The 20,139-nt window shown below is 69.5% G+C and carries 17 protein-coding genes; 13 read left to right on the forward strand and 4 right to left on the reverse strand.

What is annotated here, in order from left to right; all coding sequences use genetic code 11:
- Positions 1-107 precede the first annotated feature (107 nt).
- From MUG78_RS09435 to MUG78_RS09490, 12 genes are all read left to right on the forward strand, one after another.
- Positions 108-1,718, forward strand: coding sequence for a carboxyl transferase domain-containing protein (locus MUG78_RS09435; protein ID WP_246994184.1), 1,611 nt, complete (start codon positions 108-110; stop codon positions 1,716-1,718).
- A gap of 55 nt (positions 1,719-1,773) precedes the next feature.
- Positions 1,774-3,819 carry an acetyl/propionyl/methylcrotonyl-CoA carboxylase subunit alpha gene (locus MUG78_RS09440; protein ID WP_246994186.1) on the forward strand — a complete coding sequence of 682 codons (2,046 nt, stop codon included), beginning with the start codon at positions 1,774-1,776 and terminating at the stop codon, positions 3,817-3,819.
- A gap of 88 nt (positions 3,820-3,907) precedes the next feature.
- Positions 3,908-5,056 carry an acyl-CoA dehydrogenase family protein gene (locus tag MUG78_RS09445; RefSeq protein WP_246994188.1) on the forward strand — a complete coding sequence of 383 codons (1,149 nt, stop codon included), beginning with the start codon at positions 3,908-3,910 and terminating at the stop codon, positions 5,054-5,056.
- Positions 5,053-5,556, forward strand: a complete 504-nt coding sequence (locus MUG78_RS09450; RefSeq protein ID WP_246994190.1) for a MaoC family dehydratase — start codon at positions 5,053-5,055, stop codon at positions 5,554-5,556. The genes MUG78_RS09445 and MUG78_RS09450 overlap by 4 nt, the downstream gene beginning before the upstream one ends.
- Positions 5,556-6,407 (forward strand): HpcH/HpaI aldolase/citrate lyase family protein, encoded by an 852-nt coding sequence (locus MUG78_RS09455; protein WP_246994192.1) that lies wholly within the window; start codon positions 5,556-5,558, stop codon positions 6,405-6,407. Before MUG78_RS09450 ends, MUG78_RS09455 begins: the two co-directional genes overlap by 1 nt.
- Entirely contained in the window at positions 6,407-8,047 is a 1,641-nt protein-coding gene (locus MUG78_RS09460) for an AMP-binding protein (protein WP_246994194.1), read from the forward strand. Before MUG78_RS09455 ends, MUG78_RS09460 begins: the two co-directional genes overlap by 1 nt.
- 29 nt (positions 8,048-8,076) lie before the next feature.
- Positions 8,077-10,035, forward strand: coding sequence for an acetoacetate--CoA ligase (locus MUG78_RS09465; protein ID WP_246994196.1), 1,959 nt, complete (start codon positions 8,077-8,079; stop codon positions 10,033-10,035).
- Positions 10,036-10,144: 109 nt separating this feature from the next.
- Positions 10,145-11,110 carry a DUF5336 domain-containing protein gene (locus MUG78_RS09470; RefSeq protein WP_246994198.1) on the forward strand — a complete coding sequence of 322 codons (966 nt, stop codon included), beginning with the start codon at positions 10,145-10,147 and terminating at the stop codon, positions 11,108-11,110.
- Between the two features lie 149 nt (positions 11,111-11,259).
- Positions 11,260-12,792: a cell division protein PerM gene (locus MUG78_RS09475; protein ID WP_246994200.1), complete on the forward strand. Its 1,533-nt coding sequence runs from the start codon at positions 11,260-11,262 to the stop codon at positions 12,790-12,792.
- 49 nt (positions 12,793-12,841) lie between these two features.
- Positions 12,842-13,423, forward strand: a complete 582-nt coding sequence (gene purN, locus MUG78_RS09480; protein WP_246996949.1) for a phosphoribosylglycinamide formyltransferase — start codon at positions 12,842-12,844, stop codon at positions 13,421-13,423.
- Positions 13,420-14,985 carry a bifunctional phosphoribosylaminoimidazolecarboxamide formyltransferase/IMP cyclohydrolase gene (gene purH, locus MUG78_RS09485; RefSeq protein WP_246994202.1) on the forward strand — a complete coding sequence of 522 codons (1,566 nt, stop codon included), beginning with the start codon at positions 13,420-13,422 and terminating at the stop codon, positions 14,983-14,985. Before purN ends, purH begins: the two co-directional genes overlap by 4 nt.
- An 87-nt stretch (positions 14,986-15,072) precedes the next feature.
- A complete protein-coding gene (locus tag MUG78_RS09490) occupies positions 15,073-15,822 on the forward strand; it encodes a sulfite exporter TauE/SafE family protein (protein ID WP_246994204.1) in 750 nt (249 codons plus the stop codon).
- Between the two features lie 12 nt (positions 15,823-15,834).
- Here the strand turns inward: MUG78_RS09490 and MUG78_RS09495 are convergent, their stop codons facing one another.
- From MUG78_RS09495 to MUG78_RS09510, 4 genes are all read right to left on the reverse strand, one after another.
- On the reverse strand, positions 15,835-16,539 hold the full coding sequence (locus tag MUG78_RS09495; protein WP_246994206.1) for a hypothetical protein: 705 nt from the start codon (positions 16,537-16,539) through the stop codon (positions 15,835-15,837).
- On the reverse strand, positions 16,536-17,468 hold the full coding sequence (locus tag MUG78_RS09500) for an ATP-binding cassette domain-containing protein (RefSeq protein WP_246994208.1): 933 nt from the start codon (positions 17,466-17,468) through the stop codon (positions 16,536-16,538). The genes MUG78_RS09495 and MUG78_RS09500 overlap by 4 nt, the downstream gene beginning before the upstream one ends.
- A 3-nt stretch (positions 17,469-17,471) precedes the next feature.
- A complete protein-coding gene (locus tag MUG78_RS09505; RefSeq protein ID WP_246994217.1) occupies positions 17,472-17,825 on the reverse strand; it encodes a GntR family transcriptional regulator in 354 nt (117 codons plus the stop codon).
- Positions 17,826-18,126: 301 nt separating this feature from the next.
- Positions 18,127-19,506, reverse strand: a complete 1,380-nt coding sequence (locus tag MUG78_RS09510; protein ID WP_246994219.1) for an HNH endonuclease signature motif containing protein — start codon at positions 19,504-19,506, stop codon at positions 18,127-18,129.
- A gap of 231 nt (positions 19,507-19,737) precedes the next feature.
- Here MUG78_RS09510 and MUG78_RS09515 point away from each other — a divergent pair, with 231 nt between their 5' ends.
- On the forward strand, positions 19,738-20,133 hold the full coding sequence (locus MUG78_RS09515; RefSeq protein ID WP_246994221.1) for a YchJ family protein: 396 nt from the start codon (positions 19,738-19,740) through the stop codon (positions 20,131-20,133).
- Positions 20,134-20,139 lie beyond the last annotated feature (6 nt).

Raw genomic sequence — 20,139 nt, forward strand, 5'->3', positions numbered from 1 at the left:
CGTTCGCGGCGCGGAAGTGAGAGGCTGTACAAGTGGACGTCCGTCACGTAATCTGCATTCAGTTAATCATCAATAACTGATATTTCGAGACGGCAGAAAGGGCGTCGATGACCACCACGGAGGACATCACCGGTACGGACTCGACCGGTCTGGGCCTGACCGGTGCGGACGCGCATCGCGCCAACGTCGAGGTGCTGCGCGACCGCCTGTCGCAGGCCGCCCAGGGCGGCGGGGACAAGGCGCGGGAACGGCACCTGAGCCGCGGCAAACTGCTGCCGCGCGATCGCATCGACGGTCTGCTCGACCCGGGCTCTCCGTTCCTGGAGGTGTCTCCGCTCGCCGCCTTCGACATGTACGACGGCAAGGCGCCCGCCGCGGGCGTCGTCGCCGGCATCGGGCGGATCCACGGACGCGAATGCATGATCGTCGCGAACGACGCCACCGTCTCCGGCGGCACCTACTACCCGGTGACGGTCAAGAAGCACCTGCGGGCCCAGGAGATCGCCGCGGCCAACCGGCTGCCGTGCATCTACCTGGTCGACTCCGGCGGCGCGATGCTGCTGAACCAGGACGACGTCTTCCCCGACCGGGAGCACTTCGGCCGCATCTTCTACAACCAGGCCAACATGAGCGCGGCCGGCATCCCGCAGATCTCCGCGGTGCTCGGATCGTCGACCGCCGGCGGCGCCTACGTCCCGGCGATGAGCGACGAGAACGTCATCGTCCGCAACCAGGGCACCATCTTCCTGGCCGGTCCGCCGCTGGTGAAGGCGGCCACCGGTGAGGACGTCACCGCCGAAGACCTCGGCGGCGGCACCATGCACTCCACCGTCTCCGGCGTCACCGACCACCTCGTCGACAACGACGAGCAGGCGCTGGCCAAGGTCCGCGAGATCGTCGCGACGTTCGGCCCGCAGGACCCGGCGCAGTGGGAGACCACCGCGACCGTCGCGCCGATCCGCCCGCAGACCGACCTGTACGACGCGGTTCCCACCGATCCGCGTATCCCGTACGACGTGCGCGAGGTGATCGAGACCCTCAGCGACGGCGGCGAATACACCGAGTTCAAGGCCGGCTACGGCACCTCGCTGGTCACCGCGTTCGCCACTGTCCACGGCCACCCGGTGGGCTTCGTCGCCAACAACGGCGTCCTGTTCTCCGAGTCCGCGCAGAAGGGCGCGCACTTCATCGAGCTGTGCGATCGCCGCCGGATCCCGCTGATCTTCCTGCAGAACATCACCGGCTTCATGGTGGGTCGCCAGTACGAGGAGGGCGGCATCGCCAAGAACGGCGCCAAGATGGTCACCGCCGTCGCCTGCGCGCGCGTGCCCAAGCTGACCGTGATCATCGGCGGTTCCTTCGGCGCAGGCAACTACTCGATGTGCGGCCGGGCCTACTCGCCGCGCTTCCTGTGGATGTGGCCCAACGCCCGTATCTCGGTGATGGGCGGCCCGCAGGCGGCCGACACCCTCGCCACGGTGCGCCGCGGCCAGTATGAACGCTCCGGCGAACAGTGGCCGGCCGCGGACGAGGAGGCCTTCAAGGAGCCGATCCGCAAGCAGTTCGAGACGCAGTCGGACTCGTACTATTCCACCGCCCGACTCTGGGACGACGGGATCATCGACCCCGCCGACACCCGCACCGTGCTCGGCCTGGCGCTCGAAGCCTGCCGCCACGCACCGCTGGGCGACGTCAACAACGGCGTCTTCCGCATGTGATCGGCCCACCCGCACACCGGACCCGCCCCTTCGCGACGACCACAGGACTTCACCGATGACAACCGCACTTGTTTCCACCGCCACCGCGAGCCCGCGCACCATCCGCAGCGTGCTGGTGGCCAACCGCGGCGAGATCGCCTGCCGCGTGATCGACACCCTGCGCACCATGGGCATCCGCTCGGTCGCGGTGTACTCCGACGCCGACGCACACGCCCCGCACGTGCGGGCCGCCGACATCGCCGTCCGACTCGGCCCGGCGCCTGCCGCGCAGAGCTACCTCGACATCGCCAAGGTCGTCGAGGCCGCCCGCGCCACCGGCGCCGATGCCGTGCACCCCGGCTACGGCTTCCTCTCCGAGAACCAGGAGTTCGCCGCCGCGCTGGCCGCCGCCGACATCGCGTTCATCGGCCCGCCGGCGCAGGCCATCGCGACCATGGGCGACAAGATCACCGCGCGCGCCGCGGTCACCGAACGCGGCGTCCCGGTGGTGCCGGGCCTGTCCCGCCCGGGCCTCACCGACGAGGAACTGATCGCGGCCGCGCCCGGCATCGGGTTCCCCGTCCTCATCAAGCCGAGCGCGGGCGGCGGCGGCAAGGGCATGCACCGCGTCGACGATCCCGCCGAGCTCCCGGCCGCACTCATCACCGCGCGTCGCGAAGCCGCGTCGGCCTTCGGCGACGACGCGCTGTTCCTCGAGCACTTCGTGCTGACCCCGCGCCACATCGAGGTGCAGGTGCTGGCCGACGAGCACGGCAACGTGATCCACCTCGGCGAGCGCGAGTGCTCGCTGCAGCGCCGCCACCAGAAGGTCATCGAGGAGGCGCCGTCGGCGCTGCTGACCCCCGAGACGCGCGCCCGCATCGGGGCGGCCGCCTGCGATGCGGCCCGCAGCGTCGGCTACACCGGCGCAGGCACCGTCGAATTCATCGTCTCGGCCTCCGCGCCCGACGACTTCTACTTCATGGAGATGAACACCCGCCTGCAGGTGGAGCACCCGGTCACCGAGATGGTCACCGGCGTGGACCTGGTGGAGCAGCAGGTGCGGGTGGCCCGCGGCGAGGTCCTGACCATCGCGCAGGACGACGTGGTGCTCACCGGCCACGCGGTGGAGGCGCGCATCTACGCCGAGGACCCGGCGCAGGGTTTCCTGCCGACCGGCGGTGCCGTCCGTACGCTGCGGTGGCCCACCGGCCTGGCGTCGCACGTCCGGATCGACTCGGGCATCGACGAGGGCTCGGTGATCGGGTCCGACTACGACCCGATGCTGGCCAAGATCATCTGCCACGGCGCCGACCGCACCGAGGCGCTCGACCGGCTCGACGAGGCGCTCGCCGACACCGCGCTGGTCGGCGTCGGCACCAACATCGACTTCTGCCGCTACGTGCTGGGGCAGCCGCGGGTGCGTGCCGGCGAACTCGACACCGAACTGCTCGACCGCCTCGTGGTGGACTACGCCGCCCCGACGCCCACTCCCGCCGCCCTGGTGGCCGGCGCGCTCGGCACCCTCGACCTCGGCGACGCCGACGACGTGTGGACCAGCGCGGTGGCCTTCCGGATCGGCGTGCCGTCGCCCATCGTCACCCGCCTCGTCTGCGACGGTCGGACCTACCGGGTCTCGGCGCTGGTCACCGACTCGGACACCCGCACCCTGCACGCCGAGGTAACCATCACCGGCGACGACGACGCCGAGGTCTGGCAGGGCACCGTCTACCTCCGTCCGCGCGGCGAGCACGCGGTCACCGTGCGCTGCAACGGCATCGGCGCCCGCTGGGTGGTCCAGCAGACGTCGTCGACGGCGCGCTGGGTGTCCGGCGAGGACGGCACCTGGGTGATGCAGTTGGCCCACACCCTGGCCGACACCGACGACGCCGAGGCGGCCGGTGACGTCCGCAGCCCGATGCCGGGCACCGTCGTCGCCGTCCCGGGCGTCGACGGCACCGCGGTCGCGGCCGGTGATCCGCTGGTGGTGGTCGAGGCCATGAAGATGGAGCACACTCTGCGTGCTCCAGCCGCCGGCGTCGCGTCGATCGCCGTCAAGGTCGGGCAGAAGGTGGATGCCCAGCAGATGCTGGCGCAGGTCGTCGTCGAGAATGAGGCCTGAGTCATTACCCGGCAGTAGGCCGTGTCCACACGCGGTCAGTCACTAACGTCAGCCCTAGAAACACCACGATCAAGAAGGTACTTCCCAGATGGAACTGAGCCAGGAATACACCGACCTCATCGGCAGCGTGCGCGACTTCGCCCAGCAGGTGGTGGCCCCGGTGTCGTACAAGCACGACAAGGAGAAGTCGTTCCCGTACGACGTGGTGAAGCAGATGGGCGAGATGGGCCTGTTCGGCCTGCCGTTCCCCGAGGAGTACGGCGGCATGGGCGGCGACTACTTCGCCCTGGCGCTTGCGCTCGAAGAACTCGGCAAGGTGGACCAGTCGGTGGCCATCACCCTGGAGGCCGGCGTCGGCCTCGGCGCCATGCCCATCTACAAGTTCGGCACCGAGGAGCAGAAACAGCGGTGGCTGCCCGACCTCGCCGAGGGCAAGCGGCTGGCCGGCTTCGGACTCACCGAACCGGGCGCGGGCAGCGACGCCGGCGCAACCGCCACCACCGCCGTCGAGGACGGCGACGAATGGGTGATCAACGGCGGCAAGCAGTTCATCACCAACTCCGGCACCGACATCACCTCGCTGGTCACCGTCACCGCGGTCACCGGCACCCGCCCGGACGGCGGCAAGGAGATCTCCACCATCATCGTGCCCGCGGGCACGCCCGGCTTCGTCGCGGAACCGGCCTACGACAAGGTCGGCTGGAACGCCTCGGACACCCATCCGCTGAGTTTCACCGACGTCCGGGTGCCGCGGGAGAACCTGCTGGGCACGCGCGGCCGCGGCTACGCCAACTTCCTGTCCATCCTCGACGAGGGACGCATCGCGATCGCCGGTCTGGCCACCGGTGTGGCGCAGGGCTGCGTCGACGAGTCGATCAAGTACGCCGCCGAGCGGCAGTCGTTCGGCAAGTCGATCGACCAGTACCAGTCGATCTCGTTCGCGATCGCGCGGATGGAGGCCCGGGCCTTCGCGGCGCGCACCGCCTACTACGACGCCGCGGCGAAGATGCTGGCGGGCAAGCCCTTCAAGAAGGAGGCCTCCATCGCCAAGATGATCTCCAGCGAGGCCGCGATGGACAACGCGCGCATGGCCACGCAGATCCACGGCGGCTACGGCTTCATGAACGAGTACACGGTGTCGCGGCACTACCGCGACTCCAAGATCCTGGAGATCGGCGAAGGCACCACCGAGGTGCAGCTCATGCTGATCGCGCGCTCGCTCGGACTGCCGGCATGAGCGCCGACGCCGCCTCGTCCGGCGTGCGCATCACCCAGCGCGGCCTGTGGTTCGAGGAATTCGAAGTCGGCGCGATCTACGAGCACCGGCCGGGCCGCACCCTCACCGAGGCCGACAACGTCCTGTTCACCACGCTGACCATGAACACCCAGGCGCTGCACCTGGATGCGGCGTGGTCGGCGGCCCAGCCCGGATTCGACGGCCAGCGCCTGATCAACTCGATGCTGACGCTGTCGACGATCGTCGGCCTGTCGGTGGCGCAGCTGACGCAGGGCACCCTGGTGGCCAACCTCGGGTTCTCCGACATCGCCTTCCCCGCACCGATGTTCGCCGGCGACACGCTGTACGCGGAGACCGAGTGCACCGGCAAGCGCGTGTCCACGTCGCGGCCGGGGGAGGGTGTGGTGTCGCTGACCCACATCGGCCGCAATCAGCACGGCGTCGTGGTGGCCCGTGCCTCCCGTTCCACCCTGGTACGTCTCGATCCCGAAGGACAATGATGACCGACGCCCCCACTGAGTACGGCTGGCTCCCGGCCGGACCGGCCCTGCTGTTCTGCCCGGCCGACCGACCCGAGCGCTACGCGAAGGCGGCCGAGCGCGCCGACGTGGTGATCCTCGATCTCGAGGACGCCGTGTCCCCGGAGAACAAGGCCGCCGCCCGCCAGGCGCTGGTCGACACCCCGCTGGATCCGGCGCGCGTAGTGGTGCGCGTCAACGCGGCCGACACCGCCGAGCACGCCGCCGACCTGGCCGCCCTGGCACAGACCGAGTACCGCGTGATCATGCTGGCCAAGGCGCAGGACGCGGCCGTCGTCGCCGGACTCGACTACTCGGTGGTCGCCCTCATCGAGACCCCGCTGGGGGTGGTGCGCTGCGAGGAGATCGCCGCGGTCGACAACTGCGTGGGCCTGATGTGGGGCGCCGAGGATCTCGTCGTCGGCTTGGGCGGCAAGTCCAGTCGGTTCGGCGACTCCGAGCCCGGGGCCGGCGCCTACCGCGACGTCCCGCGCTTCGCGCGGGCCCGCGTCCGCCTGGCCGCCGGCGCCTTCGGCAAGGCCGCCATCGACGCGGTGCACGTCGACATCGCCGACGTGGTCGGCCTGGACCTGGAGGTCCGCGACGCCGTGGCCCTCGGCTTCGCCGGTACCGCCTGCATCCACCCGTCGCAGGCCAAAGTGGTCCGCGACGGTTACGCGCCGTCCCCGCAGGAAGTGGCGTGGGCGCGGCGTCTGCTCGCCGCCGCCGAGGAGTTCCGCGGCGGAGTGTTCGCATTCGAAGGACAGATGGTCGACGCGCCCGTCTTCGGACAGGCGGTCGCGGTGCTGCGCCGCGTCGGAGAGGAACTGTGATGAGCGAACTGTCGTACGCCAAGGGCGAGAGCACCCCGGCGCTGCTGGAAGACACCATCGGTGTCACGCTCGCGAAAACCGCTGCCGCGCACCCGGATTCGATGGCGTTGATCGACGCGGCCGCCGACGACGGGGCGGGCCGCCAGTGGACCTACGCCGAGTTCCACGCGCAGGTGCGCGCGCTCGCCGCCGGCCTGCGTCGACTGGGCATGGTGCCCGGCGATCGGCTGGCGCTGTGGGCGCCGAACCGGTGGGAGTGGGTGATGACCCAGTTCGCGGCGGCCGAGGCCGGCGTCGTCCTGGTGGTGCTCAACCCGTCGTACCGTCGGCACGAGGTGGCCTACGCACTCAACCAGTCCGGCGCGTCGGTGGCCTTGTCGGCCACCGCATTCCGCGATTCGGCCTACGCGCAGATGCTCGACGACGTGCGGGCCGAGGTGCCCGAACTGCGGACCGTGATCCTGTTCGAGTCGCCGGAGTTCGACGAACTGCTGGTCCCGCCGACCGAGTCCGAGCTCGACGAGCTGGCTGCGGCCGCGGCCACGCTGCGCGCCGAGGATCCGATCAACATCCAGTACACGTCGGGCACCACCGGCAACCCGAAGGGCGTCACGCTCTCGCACCGCAACATCGGCAACAACGGCTACCTGGTAGGCGAGCTGCTCGAGTACACCGCGGACGACTCCATCTGCACGCCGGTGCCGTACTACCACTGCTTCGGCATGGTGATGGCCAACCTGGCGGCCACCTCGCACGGTGCCACCATGGTGATCCCGGCGCCGGCCTTCGATCCGGCCGCCACCCTGGCGGCGGTGGAGAAGTACCGCTGCACCAGCCTGTACGGCGTGCCGACCATGTTCATCGCCGAACTCGCGCTGCTCGACTCCGGTCGGACGTTCGACCTGAGTTCGCTGCGCACCGGCATCATGGCCGGCTCCACCTGCCCCGAGTCGGTGATGCGTCGGGTGCTCGACGAGATGCACATGTCGCAGGTGTCGATCTGCTACGGCATGACCGAGACCAGCCCGGTGTCCACGCAGACCCGCATGGACGATCCGCTGGAACTGCGCGTCGGCACCGTGGGCCGAGTGGGCCCGCACCTGGAGATCCAGGTGGTGGATCCGGCGACCGGCGAGCAACTGCCGCGCGGCGAGGCCGGCGAGCTGTGCACCCGCGGTTACTCGGTGATGCTCGGCTACCGCAACGATCCGGTGAAGACCGCCGAGGCGATCACCGACGACGGCTGGATGCGCACCGGTGACCTCGCGGTGATGGGCGACGACGGCTATGTCCGCATCACCGGCCGCATCAAGGACCTGGTGATCCGCGGTGGCGAGAACATCTACCCGCGCGAGGTGGAGGAGTTCCTCTACACCCACCCGGACATCGTCGACGCGCAGGTGATCGGGGTGCCCGACGAGAAGTACGGCGAGGAACTGATGGTCTGGGTGCAGTTGCGCGAGGGCGCTGCGCCGATGACCGCGGAGAGTCTGCGCGAGTTCGCCACCGGCTCCATCTCCCGCCACAAGATCCCCAAGTACGTGCATATCGTCGACAGCTTCCCGATGACCGTGACCGGCAAGGTGCGCAAGGTGGAGATGCGCGAGCAGGCCATCGACCTCCTCGGCCTCGAGCCGTAAACACCTGTGTAGAGAGTGAAGTAGGACCCATGAGTGAGCACCCCGCCGCCTCGGCGACACCCTATGAGCAGTTCGTCGCCCAGCTCCGCGAGCGGACCGGTCGCACACTGTCGTCGTACGACGACGTGTGGCAGTACTCGGTGACCGAGCTGCCCGGCTTCTGGCGCGCCGTGTGGGACTTCTTCGACCTCGACGACGTCGCCGCCGAGCCGCTCGCCGACGGCGACGCGGCAGTGCTGGCCGATGCGGTGATGCCGGATGCCGCCTGGTTCCCCGGGGTTCGGTTGAACTACGTCGATGCGGTCCTGCGCAATTGCGATCGGGACGGCGCCGCGATCGTCGGGCTCGACGAGGCCGGCAACCGCACCGAGATCGCCTGGCGCGAGCTGCCGGGCCTGGTGGCCGCGGTCGCGGCGGCGCTCGCCGACGCCGGGATCGGGGAGGGCGATGTGGTCGCCGCCTACCTGCCCGACATTCCGGAAGCCGCGATCGCTTTCCTGGCCACGGCGTCGCTCGGCGCGATCTGGTCGGGCTGCGGCCAGGACTACGCGCCCGAGGGTGCGGCCGGCCGCTTGGAGCAGTTGCGCCCGAAGGCCCTGTTCACCTGCGCCGGTTACCGCTTCAACGGCAAGGACGTCGACAAACGGGCCGAGAGCGCCGAACTGGCCGGGCTCCTCGAGGACGTGGTCCTGCACATCCAGGTCGGCGCCGAGGACAGCGCGGCCGAGACAGCGTGGTCCGCCGTCGTCACCGACACCTCGCGCACGATGCCGTCGGTGAAGGTGGCCGCCGACCATCCGCTGTGGGTGCTGTTCTCCTCCGGCACCACCGGCCGCCCGAAGGGCATCGTGCACGGGCACGGCGGCGTCCTGGTGGAGCACTTGAAGGAAACGGCCCTGCACTGCGGGCTCGACTCGAAGTCGGTCTTCTTCTGGCACACGGCGCTCAGCTGGATGATGTGGAACTACCAGGTGGCCGGGCTGCTGGTGGGTGCGCGGATCGTCACCTACAGCGGCTCGCCGCTGTACCCGGACGCCGACCGGCTGTGGCAGATCGTCGCCGACGAGCACGTCACCTTCTTCGGCACCAGTCCCGGACAGCTCAACGCCTCGCGCAAGGCCGGGTTGGTGCCCGGCCGCGACCATGATCTGTCGGCTCTCGCCACGCTCGGCAGCACCGGATCCACCCTGCCCGCCGACCTGTTCGAGTGGGTGTACCAGAACGTCGACGCCGGCCTGCCGATCTCGTCGGTCAGCGGCGGCACCGACATCGTCAGCGCCTTCGCCGGTGGCAGCGACGGCGTGCCGGTGGTGGCTGGCGAACTGTCGGTGCGCCATCTCGGCGTCGCGCTCGAGAGCTGGTCGCCGGATGCGCAGCCGCTGATCGGCGAGGTGGGCGAGCTGGTGGTCACCGCGCCGATGCCGTCCATGCCGATCTCGTTCTGGAACGACGACGACCAGGCCCGCTACCGCGCCGCCTACTTCGACCACGAATGGGACCGTCCGCTGCCGCATCCGGTGTGGCGGCACGGCGACTGGGTCACCGTCACCGACCGCGGCTCGCTGCTGTTCCACGGCCGCAGTGATGCCACCTTGAACCGGCACGGCATCCGGATGGGGTCGGCCGACATCTACGAGGTGGTCGAGGGCGTCGAGCAGATCGCCGAGGCCTTCGTGCTGGGCGTCGACGGTCCGGACGGCGCCTACTGGATGCCGATGTTCGTGACCCTGGTGCCCGGCGCCGAGCTCACCGACGAACTGGTCAAGCAGGTGGCCGCGGACGTCAAGACGCGACTGTCGCCGCGGCACGTCCCGGACGAGATCATCGTGGCCCCGGGCATTCCGCACACCCGCACCGGCAAGAAGCTGGAGGTGCCGGTCACCGCGATTCTGGCCGGGCGCGACGACGTGAACGTCGACCCGAAGTCGATCGACGACCCGGACCTGATCGACTGGTATCGCGAGCGCGGCGCCGCCCATCGTTGGTGACGTATCGCTGCGCCGGAACGACGCGCCGCGAGGTGTCTGTACTAGCGTGGATGCAGTTCGCGGGTCATCGTTGACGACGGTGGCCGTTCCTCAAGCCAGGAGAACCTCTGTGACTTATCCGCAAGGCCCGAGCTACGGCCAGGGCGATTCCGGTCAAGGCCAGCAGTACGGCACCGGCCAGTACGGTCAGCAGCAGTACGGCCAGCAGGCCCAGCAGCAGTACGGCCAGCAGCAGTACGGTCAGCAGCAGCAGTACGCCGCGCCCAAGCCGCCGTCGCAGGGCTTGCCGCACAACACGCCGATGATCCTGTCGGCAGTGGTGGGCGCCCTCGGCGTGATCATGCTGTTCTGCGGCTTCATGCCGGCTGTCACGGCCGGGGGCCGCCGCACCAGCGAATCCATCAAGCTCTTCGACACGCTCTACGTGGCGCCGTGGATCATCTTCGCCGTGGCAGGCATTCTGGCGCTCCTCACCCTGGTGGCCGGCGCGACCAAGCAGTTGGTCGCCGGAATCGCCGCGCTGAGCATCACCGCGGCCATGGTCACGATCTTCATGTTCGCGGGCTCGGACGCCTGGGAAGGCGCCGACACCGGTGCCGGTGCCATCGTGCTGCTGATCTTCACCGTGGTCGGCGCGCTGGCAGCGGTCGGTTGGCTGCTGGTGGAGGCCGAGTACCTCAAGACCGCACCGGCCCCGAGCGCTGCGGCGCCTGCCGCTGCCGCACCGGCCGCCTACGGCAGTGCGGCACCCGCCGCGTCGTACGGTCAGCCGGCCACCCCGGCCTACGACCAGAGTGCGCCGTCGACCAGCTCCTACGGTGCTGCGCCCTCGTACGGTTCGACCCCCTCCTACGGTTCGACCCCCTCGTACGGCTCGGGCCCCGCGCACGACGCCGCGACCTCGGTGACCGGCAGCGACGCTGCGACCACCTACAACCCGCTGCCGACCGCCGGCCAGTCGTCGGATCCGGGCACCCCGGCCGATGACAGCTCGGCGACCACCTTCTTCGGTCTGCCCGACACGTCGGCGTCCACCGAGACCTCGGGTGAGAGCTCGGACGGCACCAGCAAGTAGGCTGCCGCGCACCGGCAGTATCTTCGCCGAACGCCGTCGCCCCGCCGGGGCGGCGGCGTTCGGCATCCCCGCCCAGCGCCGATCACAATTTCGGTCGCTGCGGCGTGGCCCCTTCGAGCGCGCCGTCGGACGTGCCACCCTCGATAGCGATGCCTGCAACCACCGAACCTCTGGTCACCCGTCTCCGACAGGGACGGGTCGCTCGGCGTGGCGAGCACCAGGTCGGCCGGACGGCCACCTGGAACCTGCTGAAGGTCGCGCTGCTGGTGCCGGTGCTCACCACCGTGGTCCTGGCGCTGGTGCTCACCGTGACCAAGCTGCTGGCCGGCGGCGCGTTCGGCGGGCTCAGCAGCCAGTCGGCGGCCGCGTGGCTGGCGGTGAACCAGGTGCCGTTGACCGTCGGCGGGGTGACCGTCGGCGTACTGCCGATGTTGCCGACCATGGTGCTGATCGCGGCCGTCGCGATGGGCACCGCGCGGGCCTGCCGCGAGGTCGACAGCCTGCAGGAAGTGGCGACGATCGCCGGTGCCGCGCTGGCCGGACCACTGGTGTGGACCGCCTTGGCCTTGGCCGTGGTGGCCGATGGCGCGGCCGTGTCCGCGCTCGGTCAGCCCGCGCCGCTGCCCGCCTTCGCCTTCACGCTGCTGGTGCAGGGTATCGGCGTGGCGATCGGCACGACCCGCCGCTGCGTGCAGCCGCTGCTGGCGATGTACGAGTTCCCGGTGGCCGACCGCGTGGGCGGACGCGCCGGGCTGCTGGCCTTCGCCGGGCTGCTCGGTGGCGGCCTGGCGCTGGTGGTGATCGCGGGCCTGGTCAAATGGGACCGGATCGGTGAGCTGATCGCGACCGGCAATTCCTTCGACGGCTACCTCGGCCTCATTCTGCTGTCGATCCTGTACCTGCCGAACGTGGTGGTCGGCGCGCTCGGTGTGGCCGTCGGTGCCAGCGTGCAGGTCGGCACCGCGACCATCGACGCGATCAGCGTGCATCCCGGTGCCGTGCCGCCGCTGCCGATCCTGGGGCTGCTTCCCGAGTCGAGCATGGGCCCGCTGGGCGCGTTCGTCTTCGTCGTGCCGGTGGCCGTCGGGGTGGCCGTCGGCTGGTACTGCCGAAGCTACGACATCGCCAAGCACCTGCGCGCCGTCGGCGTCGCCGCCGCGACGTGCGCCGCGCTGGTGGTGCTGGCCTGCGGCATGTCGGGCGGCGCAGTCGGCGAACTCGGCCGGGTGGGCGTGAGCGCACCGCTCGCCGGGGTCTACACCTTCGCGTGGATCGCGATCCTCGGCGCGGTGACCGCGGGGGTCCACCGGGTGGCGCCGGCCAGTTGGTTCGGCGACGCGGAGGCGGGGTCCGACGACGACTTCGACCTGGACCGGCTGCTGGCCGAGGATGCGGAGTTCGCGGACCTGGAGATCGTCGAGGATCCGGACCTGGACACCGCTGCGGACACCGACACCGACACCGACGACGAGGACGAGGACGACGAGACCGACGCCGCCGAGGCCGACGTCGACGAGGATTTCGACGAGGATGCAGACGTCGTCGAGGCCGCGGAAGTCGAGGACGAAGACGTCGAACCCGACATGCCGGGCGCGGTGACCGAGGAGCTCCCCGTCACATCCGACGAGGTCGAGGCGTCGACTGACGCACCCGAGCGGCAGAGCACAGACCCGGGACACTAAAATCCAGGGCGTGAACAACCGGTCGGACTCGCGCGTGCCCATCGTGGCGATGGCTTCGGGTACCGGTTCGCTGCTGGCCGCGCTGATCGAGCGCGCCGCCGCGCCGTCGTCGTCCTTCCGGGTGGCGGCTGTGGTGATCGATCGCGACTGCGCGGCCCGCGAGATCGGCGAGGCCGCCGACCTCCCCGTGGTGGTCTGTCGTCTCGGCGACCATCCCGATCGCGACGCCTGGGACCGGCAGCTGTTGGCCGAGGTCGACCGCTTCGCACCGGACTGGGTGGTGACGGCCGGCTTCATGAAGATCCTCGGGCCCGCCTTCCTTGGCCGCTTCGCCGGTCGCGTGGTGAACTCCCACCCGGCGCTGCTGCCGGCCTTTCCCGGCGCGCACGGGGTGGCCGACGCGCTGGCCTACGGGGTCAAGGTCACCGGCACCACGGTGCACCTGGTGGACGGCGGCGTGGACACCGGCCCCATCCTGGCGCAGGCCACGGTCCCGGTGCTGCCCGACGACACCGTCGACACCCTGCACGAACGCATCAAGATCTCAGAACGTGAACTCCTCCCGGACGTGGTGGAGGCCGTGGTGACCCGAGGTGTGGTCACCGATGGACGAAAGGCACAAATCTCGTGAACGCATCCGCAGGCACTCGGCCGATCCGACGGGCGCTGGTCAGCGTCTATGACAAGACCGGCCTCGCCGAGCTGGCGACCGCGCTGCACGCGGCGGGCGTGGAGATCGTCTCCACCGGCTCCACCGCGAAGACCATCGCCGCCGCCGGTGTGCCGGTGACCGAGGTCAGCGAGCTGACCGGCTTCCCGGAGTGCCTGGAGGGCCGGGTCAAGACCCTGCATCCGCGCGTGCACGCGGGCGTGCTGGCCGACACCCGCAAGGACGACCACCTCGCGCAGCTGGCCGACCTGGACATCAAGCCGTTCGAGCTGGTGTGCGTCAACCTGTACCCGTTCACCGAGACGGTGGCCTCCGGCGCGACGCCTGACGAGTGCGTCGAGCAGATCGACATCGGCGGACCGTCGATGGTCCGTGCCGCCGCCAAGAACCACCCGTCGGTGGCCGTGGTGGTGGACCCGAGCGACTACGCGCAGGTCGCCGCGGCTGTCACCGCCGGCGGCTTCGACCTCGCGCAGCGGCAGGCGCTGGCCGCCAAGGCCTTCCGCCACACCGCCGACTACGACGTGGCCGTCGCCTCTTGGATGAGCAGCGTGGTGGCCCCCGACGCCGAGTCGTCGTTCCCGGTGTGGACCGGCGCCACCTGGGATCGCAGTGCGGTGTTGCGCTACGGCGAGAACCCGCACCAGAGCGCGGCGCTGTACACCAACCACGGTGGCCCGGCGGGTCTGGCGCAGGCCGAGCAGTTGCACGGCAAGGAGATGTCGTTCAACAACTACACCGACGGTGACGCCGCCTGGCGCGCCGCCTTCGACCACACCGAGCCGGCCGTCGCGATCATCAAGCACGCCAACCCGTGCGGTATCGCGATCGGCGCCGACATCGCCGAGGCACACCGCAAGGCGCACGAGTGCGACCCGGTCAGCGCCTTCGGCGGCGTGATCGCCGCCAACCGCGAGGTCTCGGTGCAGATGGCCGAGCAGGTGGCGGAGATCTTCACCGAGGTCATCATCGCCCCGGGTTACGCCGACGGTGCCGTGGAGGTGCTCTCGCGCAAGAAGAACGTCCGTATCCTGGTGGCCCAGCCGCCCACCGAGTCCGGCATCGAGCTGCGCCCGATCTCCGGCGGCGCACTGCTGCAGGCCCGCGACGTGCTCGACGCCGAGGGCGACGACCCGGCCAACTGGACCCTTGCGGTGGGCGAGCCCGCCGACGCGCAGACCCTCGCCGACCTGGCCTTCGCCTGGCGCGCGGGGCGCGCGGTGAAGTCGAACGCGATCCTGCTGGCACACGACGGCGCCTCGGTGGGTGTCGGCATGGGCCAGGTGAACCGCGTCGATTCCGCGCACCTCGCGGTCAATCGCGCCGGTGACCGCGCCCGCGGTTCGGTGGCCTCCTCGGACGCCTTCTTCCCGTTCCCGGACGGACTGCAGGTCCTCATCGACGCCGGTGTGCGCGCCGTGGTGCAGCCCGGCGGTTCGGTCCGCGACAACGAGGTCATCGAGGCCGCGCAGGCCGCGGGCATCACCATGTACTTCACGGGTGCCCGGCACTTCGCGCACTGATCGGCAGTTCTATGTCCGCGAAGGTACCTGTGAGGGGCCTTCGAGGACACAAAAGTTCGGCTGCTCGCCGGTGAGCACGGAAACAGCATGAGTCTTCTCGACATTCTGGTGCTGGTGCTCGCCGGCATCGCGGCCGGTGCCGTCGGCTACGCGACCGGACTGGCATCGATCATCAGCTACCCGGCGCTGCTGATGGCCGGGCTGTCGCCGATGACCGCGAACGTCACCAACACGGTGGCGCTGGTGGCGGTGGGCGTGGGGAGCTTCGCCAAGTCCGGTCGGGTGCTCCTGGCCGAGGACGGCGGCAAACCGCTGGCCCGGGCGTCGCTGATCGCCCTCGTCGGTGGTGCCGTCGGCGCCGGGGCGCTGATGTTGGCGCCGTCGTCGGTTTTCGAAGTGGTGGTGCCGTATCTGGTGGCGGTGGCCGCCATCGCACTGCTGCTGCAGCCGCGACTGCGCGCCCGCGTCGGTGATCGTGCCGAGCATCCCGCCTGGTGGCTGGTCGGCGTGTTCGTGGTGTCGATCTACGGCGGCTACTTCGGCGCCGGTGCCGGCGTGATGTTCGTGGCGCTGGCGATGGTACTGACCGGTCTGCCGCTCTGGCGGGCCACGCTGCTCAAGTCGGCGCTGCTCGGTATCGCCAACGCGGTGGCTGCGGTCGGTTTCATCATCTTCTCGGACGTGCACTGGGGCGGTGCGCTCGCGATGGGGGCCGGTTGTCTGATCGGCGGCTGGGTGGGACCGCCCATCGTCGAACGCCTCCCGGCCGCACCGTTGCGTATCGCGATCGGCGTGGCCGGACTGGGACTGGCCCTGTGGCTGGGGTTCGGCGGCTGACGCGGTACGGAGTCAGGGGGTCGCGCGCCGCAGCGTGAGGTAACTCAGGCCGGCCAGCACCGCGGCCACACCGACGCCGATCAACGCCACGTACAGCGCTTCGGCGTGCGCCAGGGTGCGGCCGACGGCCGACCACGAGTCGGTGAGGGTGATCCCGAGCGCGGCTAGAACGAGCACGGCGGCCACTCCGACGAGCCCGACGATCAGCCAGAGCAAGCCGAAGCGCTGGTAGACCGTCGCGCCGAGGAAGCCGATGAGGAACACGAGCATGGACCCGGTGAAGTAGAAGAGTGCTGCCGCCCACGGGCCCTGATCCCACAGCCACGGAAGCCGGAAGAAGTAGCCGTGTATGCCCCACCCGTCGGTGGCTTGTTCGATGACGCCGCCGATCAGGTAGATCGCGGAGAGTCCGAGCGCGGTGCCTGCGGCGGTCAGCATGGTGCCGGTGAAGAATTCGCGGCGGCTCACGCTCATCGCCTGGGAGAACGGAAATCCCAGATACAGGGACTGGATGCCCACCACGGCGAAATACCAGAGTGGGGCCTGGACGGCACCGCTGTACATCGGTTCGGTGATCGGTGTGCTGACGGCGGCGGCGATGATGCCGAAGACCGCGAGTGTGATGGCGAACGATGCGGACAAGATCAGCAGTGGTGTCCAGACGAAGGTCTGGCGGTTGATCAGCTGCATGCGGACCACATTGGCGGTGCGGTTCATCGTTGCGCTCCTGCGTCGAGATCGGAGGGGGTGGAGAGTCCGGGGCGCGGCCCCTGGGTGAGCCGCACGATCAGTTCCTGGAGCGACACCGGCATGGTGGTCAGTCCGGCGCGGGCCAGGGCCTGCCGCTCGTCGTCGTTGAGGGCACCGAGCACGGTGACGGAGGCGACCGGGCCGAGGCGTTCGCGGTGCAGTACTTCGCGGCCGACGATGAACTCGTCGACCGCGGCTTCCGGGCCGACCACGGTGACGGCCCGGTTGCGCAGGTCATCGGCGGCTTCATCGATCACCACCTTCGTGTCGTCGAGCACCAGTACCTGCTCGATGAGGTCGGCGATCTCATCGATCAAGTGGCTGGAGATGACGACGGTGCGCGGATGGTCGGCGTAGTCGGTGAGTAGCCGGTCGTAGAAGAGCTGCCGGGCGACGGCGTCCAGGCCGAGGTACGGCTCGTCGAAGAACGTGATCTCGGCGCGGGAGGCCAGGCCGATGATGATGCCGACCGCGGAGTGCTGGCCGCGGGAGAGCTTCTTGATTCGGGTGTTCACCGGCAGCCGGAAGTCCTCGATGAGCTGGGCGGCGAGGTCGTCGTTCCAGTTCGGGAAGAAGAGTGCGGCGGTTGCGAAGGCGTGCTTGGGTTTCGCATCGTCGGGGTAGCGCTGGCCTTCGCGGACAAAGCACAGGCGTTCCAGGACGCGCGGGTTCTCGTACGGCTGGCCGCCGAAGATCTCCGCGTGACCGGAGGTCGCGAAGTTCTGCGCGGTGAGGATCGACATGAGGGTGGTCTTGCCGGTGCCATTGCGGCCGAACAGGCCGCAGATCACGCCGCGTGGGATGTCGAAGTCGATGGCGTCGAGCACGGTGGTGCGGCCGTACTTCTTGGTCAACTCGCGGACTCGGACGGCCGGGTCGGTGACGGTGTCGGACATGTCTTAGCTCCTTGCGTTGATGAGGTCGATGACGTCTTGGCGGCTCAGTCCGAGGCGGGCCGCTTCGGCCAGGAGGGGGTCGAGGAAGCGGTCGGCGAGCGCGGTGCTGCGTTCGGCGCGCAGCACGTCCCGCGCGCCGGTCGCGACGAACATGCCGATCCCGCGACGCTTGTACAGAACGCCCTTGTCCACCAGGAGGTTCACGCCCTTGGCCGCGGTGGCCGGGTTGATCCGGTAGAAGCGCGCCAGGTCGTTGGTCGACGGTGCCTGGCCGTCCTCGGGCAGGTCGCCGTCGATGATCTGGTCGGCGATGCTGTCGGCGATCTGCAGGAACAGCGGCCGCCCGTCGTCGATCATGCTCGCGTCCTTCGGTTAGTTACTCGACTAACTAACCATGACACCTGGGGGCGATGCTGTCAACGGCAGGTCGTGGGCAGCGCCTATCGGCGGGCCCAGGGCCGGCGCCCTTCGCCGGTCCCTGAGCCCGTCGAAGGGCTCGCAGTATGGAATTCTCAAACAACACATCGCGCCGGGAAATCTCTCCCGACACTGCATTCAGATACGTTCTAGATCTCGCGTGATACGAGAGTTGTTGGCGGACAGCACTTTTGGTGCTGCTGGGACTTCGGATCGTGAAACAGGCGTCGCTGGTACGGACTCAGGCCGCGCCGGGCAACAACGTCAGAGTCCGGCGGGCATTCGACGGAATCGGTTCCCGGAAGCGCTGCGGGTGCTCGGGGTCGGCCGGTGGCACGAACCAGGGGTGGCGGTCGTGGCCGATGAACACCTCCCATCCGCTTTGGTGAATCAGCATGTGGTGACGACGGCACAGCAGCACACCGTTGTCGAGGCAGGTCTGCCCGCCGTGCTCCCAATGGTCCACGTGGTGGCCGTCGCACCAGGACGGCGGTAGCCCGCAGCCGGGGAACGCGCAGCCGCGATCACGGAGGACGAGTGCTTTGCGGATGGCTGGCGTGAACAGTCGCTTCTCGCGGCCGACGTTGAGTGGGGAGCCGTTGTCGTCGAGCAGTGCGATCGCGACCGACGCCTCGCACATGATCACTTCTGCGGTGCGTGCGGAGATCGGTCCGCCGAAGCCGAGCCACGGCACGGCGGTATCGGAACCGGCGAACGGGATCGAAATCGTCTGCCCCGCAACCGAATCGAGCACCTGCCCGTTCATCACCACCGCCGCCGGCACCGACAAGGTCACGTGCGGCAGAACGCCGCCCGATTCCGGCCGTTCGGAGTGTGCGAGGTAGGTCCGCACCACCTGGGTCATCGCGTCGGCTCGTCGCCGCTTAGCGGAGCGCTTGTCGTTCGATCCGTCCGGTTCGGGAACCGGTCGGGTCAGCGGATCCAGCGCGGCGAACAGTTCCTCTGCGGCCACGGTGTCCAGGTCGATCGTCACGGCGACGCGGCCGTCGTCGGTCCGGTCCATCGTCATCTCGTTGAGGTCGTCGCGCTCCGCAACGGGAACCTGTCCGTCGGGGGTCTCGACCGGGGCGAGTTTGATGGCCCACGCGCGGGCCTTCTCCTTCACGCGCGCCGGAGTCGTCTGCACTATCAGCGAATGCACCACGCGCGCGCGGTCCTCGTCGGAGAGGTCGACGACGCGGCCTTCGACGTGGCCGATGCCGGTGACGACCGCGTCGCCCTTCTCGGCGGACACCGCACCGTCGCGGATTCCACGGGTCACCGCCCGGAGGCCTTCGTCGGCGATCGCCCATCCGATGCGGACCGCTCGGTGCGCGACCGCGGGTGCTGCACCGAGTTCGGTGACGATCGCCGCGGCCGACCGCACATGCTTGCGGGCGGGCAGACCGCTCCGTTCGATCGCCGCACAGGCAGCCGCGAGGGAGTAGTCGACCACGTTGCGCAGTCGCAGCAGCGCCGCGGTCACCGCGAGGAGTTCGCGGTCATCGTCGACCGCCCGCGCCCGCGCGAGGAAGTGCGCCAGATTGTCGACGGTGTCGTTGTTGTCGGTGACGTCGTCGACCATGAAGTCGGCGAGTTCGGTCAGACCTGCTGCGTCCACGAGTGGGCACCTCCGGGTAGGAGAACGAGTACAGCGGTGAACCGGTCGAGCTGCGTGACGGTCGGTCGCGGCAGCCACTCGATTCGGCAGACGGGCAGAGGTATCCGCATCGTCTAGCTCCAAGTTACGCCTCATATTGTGCTCGCACAACAGTTCGTCGAAACTTTTTTCGAAAGATTTTGGCGGGCCTTTCACCTGGGCGCATGTCGATCCTATGGGCGGGAACGTAGCGTGGCGGGCGTGAACGACTCGACGAGATGCCCGTGTGGCAGCGGGGAAGTGCTGGCGGCGTGCTGCGGGCGGTACTTGGCCGGCGAGGCTGTCGCGCCCACCGCGCGGGCGCTGATGTGCAGCCGCTTCACCGCCTTCGCGGTGGGGGATGAGGACTACCTGCTCGCCACCTGGCATCCGAGCACCCGCCCCGTCGGGGTGGGGCTGGATCCCGACCGGCGCTGGCTGCACCTGGCCGTCGAGGCGACGGCGGCGGGTGGTCCGTTCGACGACCGCGGCACGGTCGAGTTCACCGCCGTCTATCGCGACGCGAACGGTCGAGGCCGGCTGCACGAACTCAGTCGCTTCGTGCGCGAAGGCGGTCGCTGGTTCTATGTCGACGGCGACCACGACTGACCGCCT

The sequence above is a fragment of the Gordonia alkaliphila genome, from assembly GCF_023017165.1.
Taxonomy (GTDB): Bacteria; Actinomycetota; Actinomycetes; order Mycobacteriales; family Mycobacteriaceae; genus Gordonia; species Gordonia alkaliphila.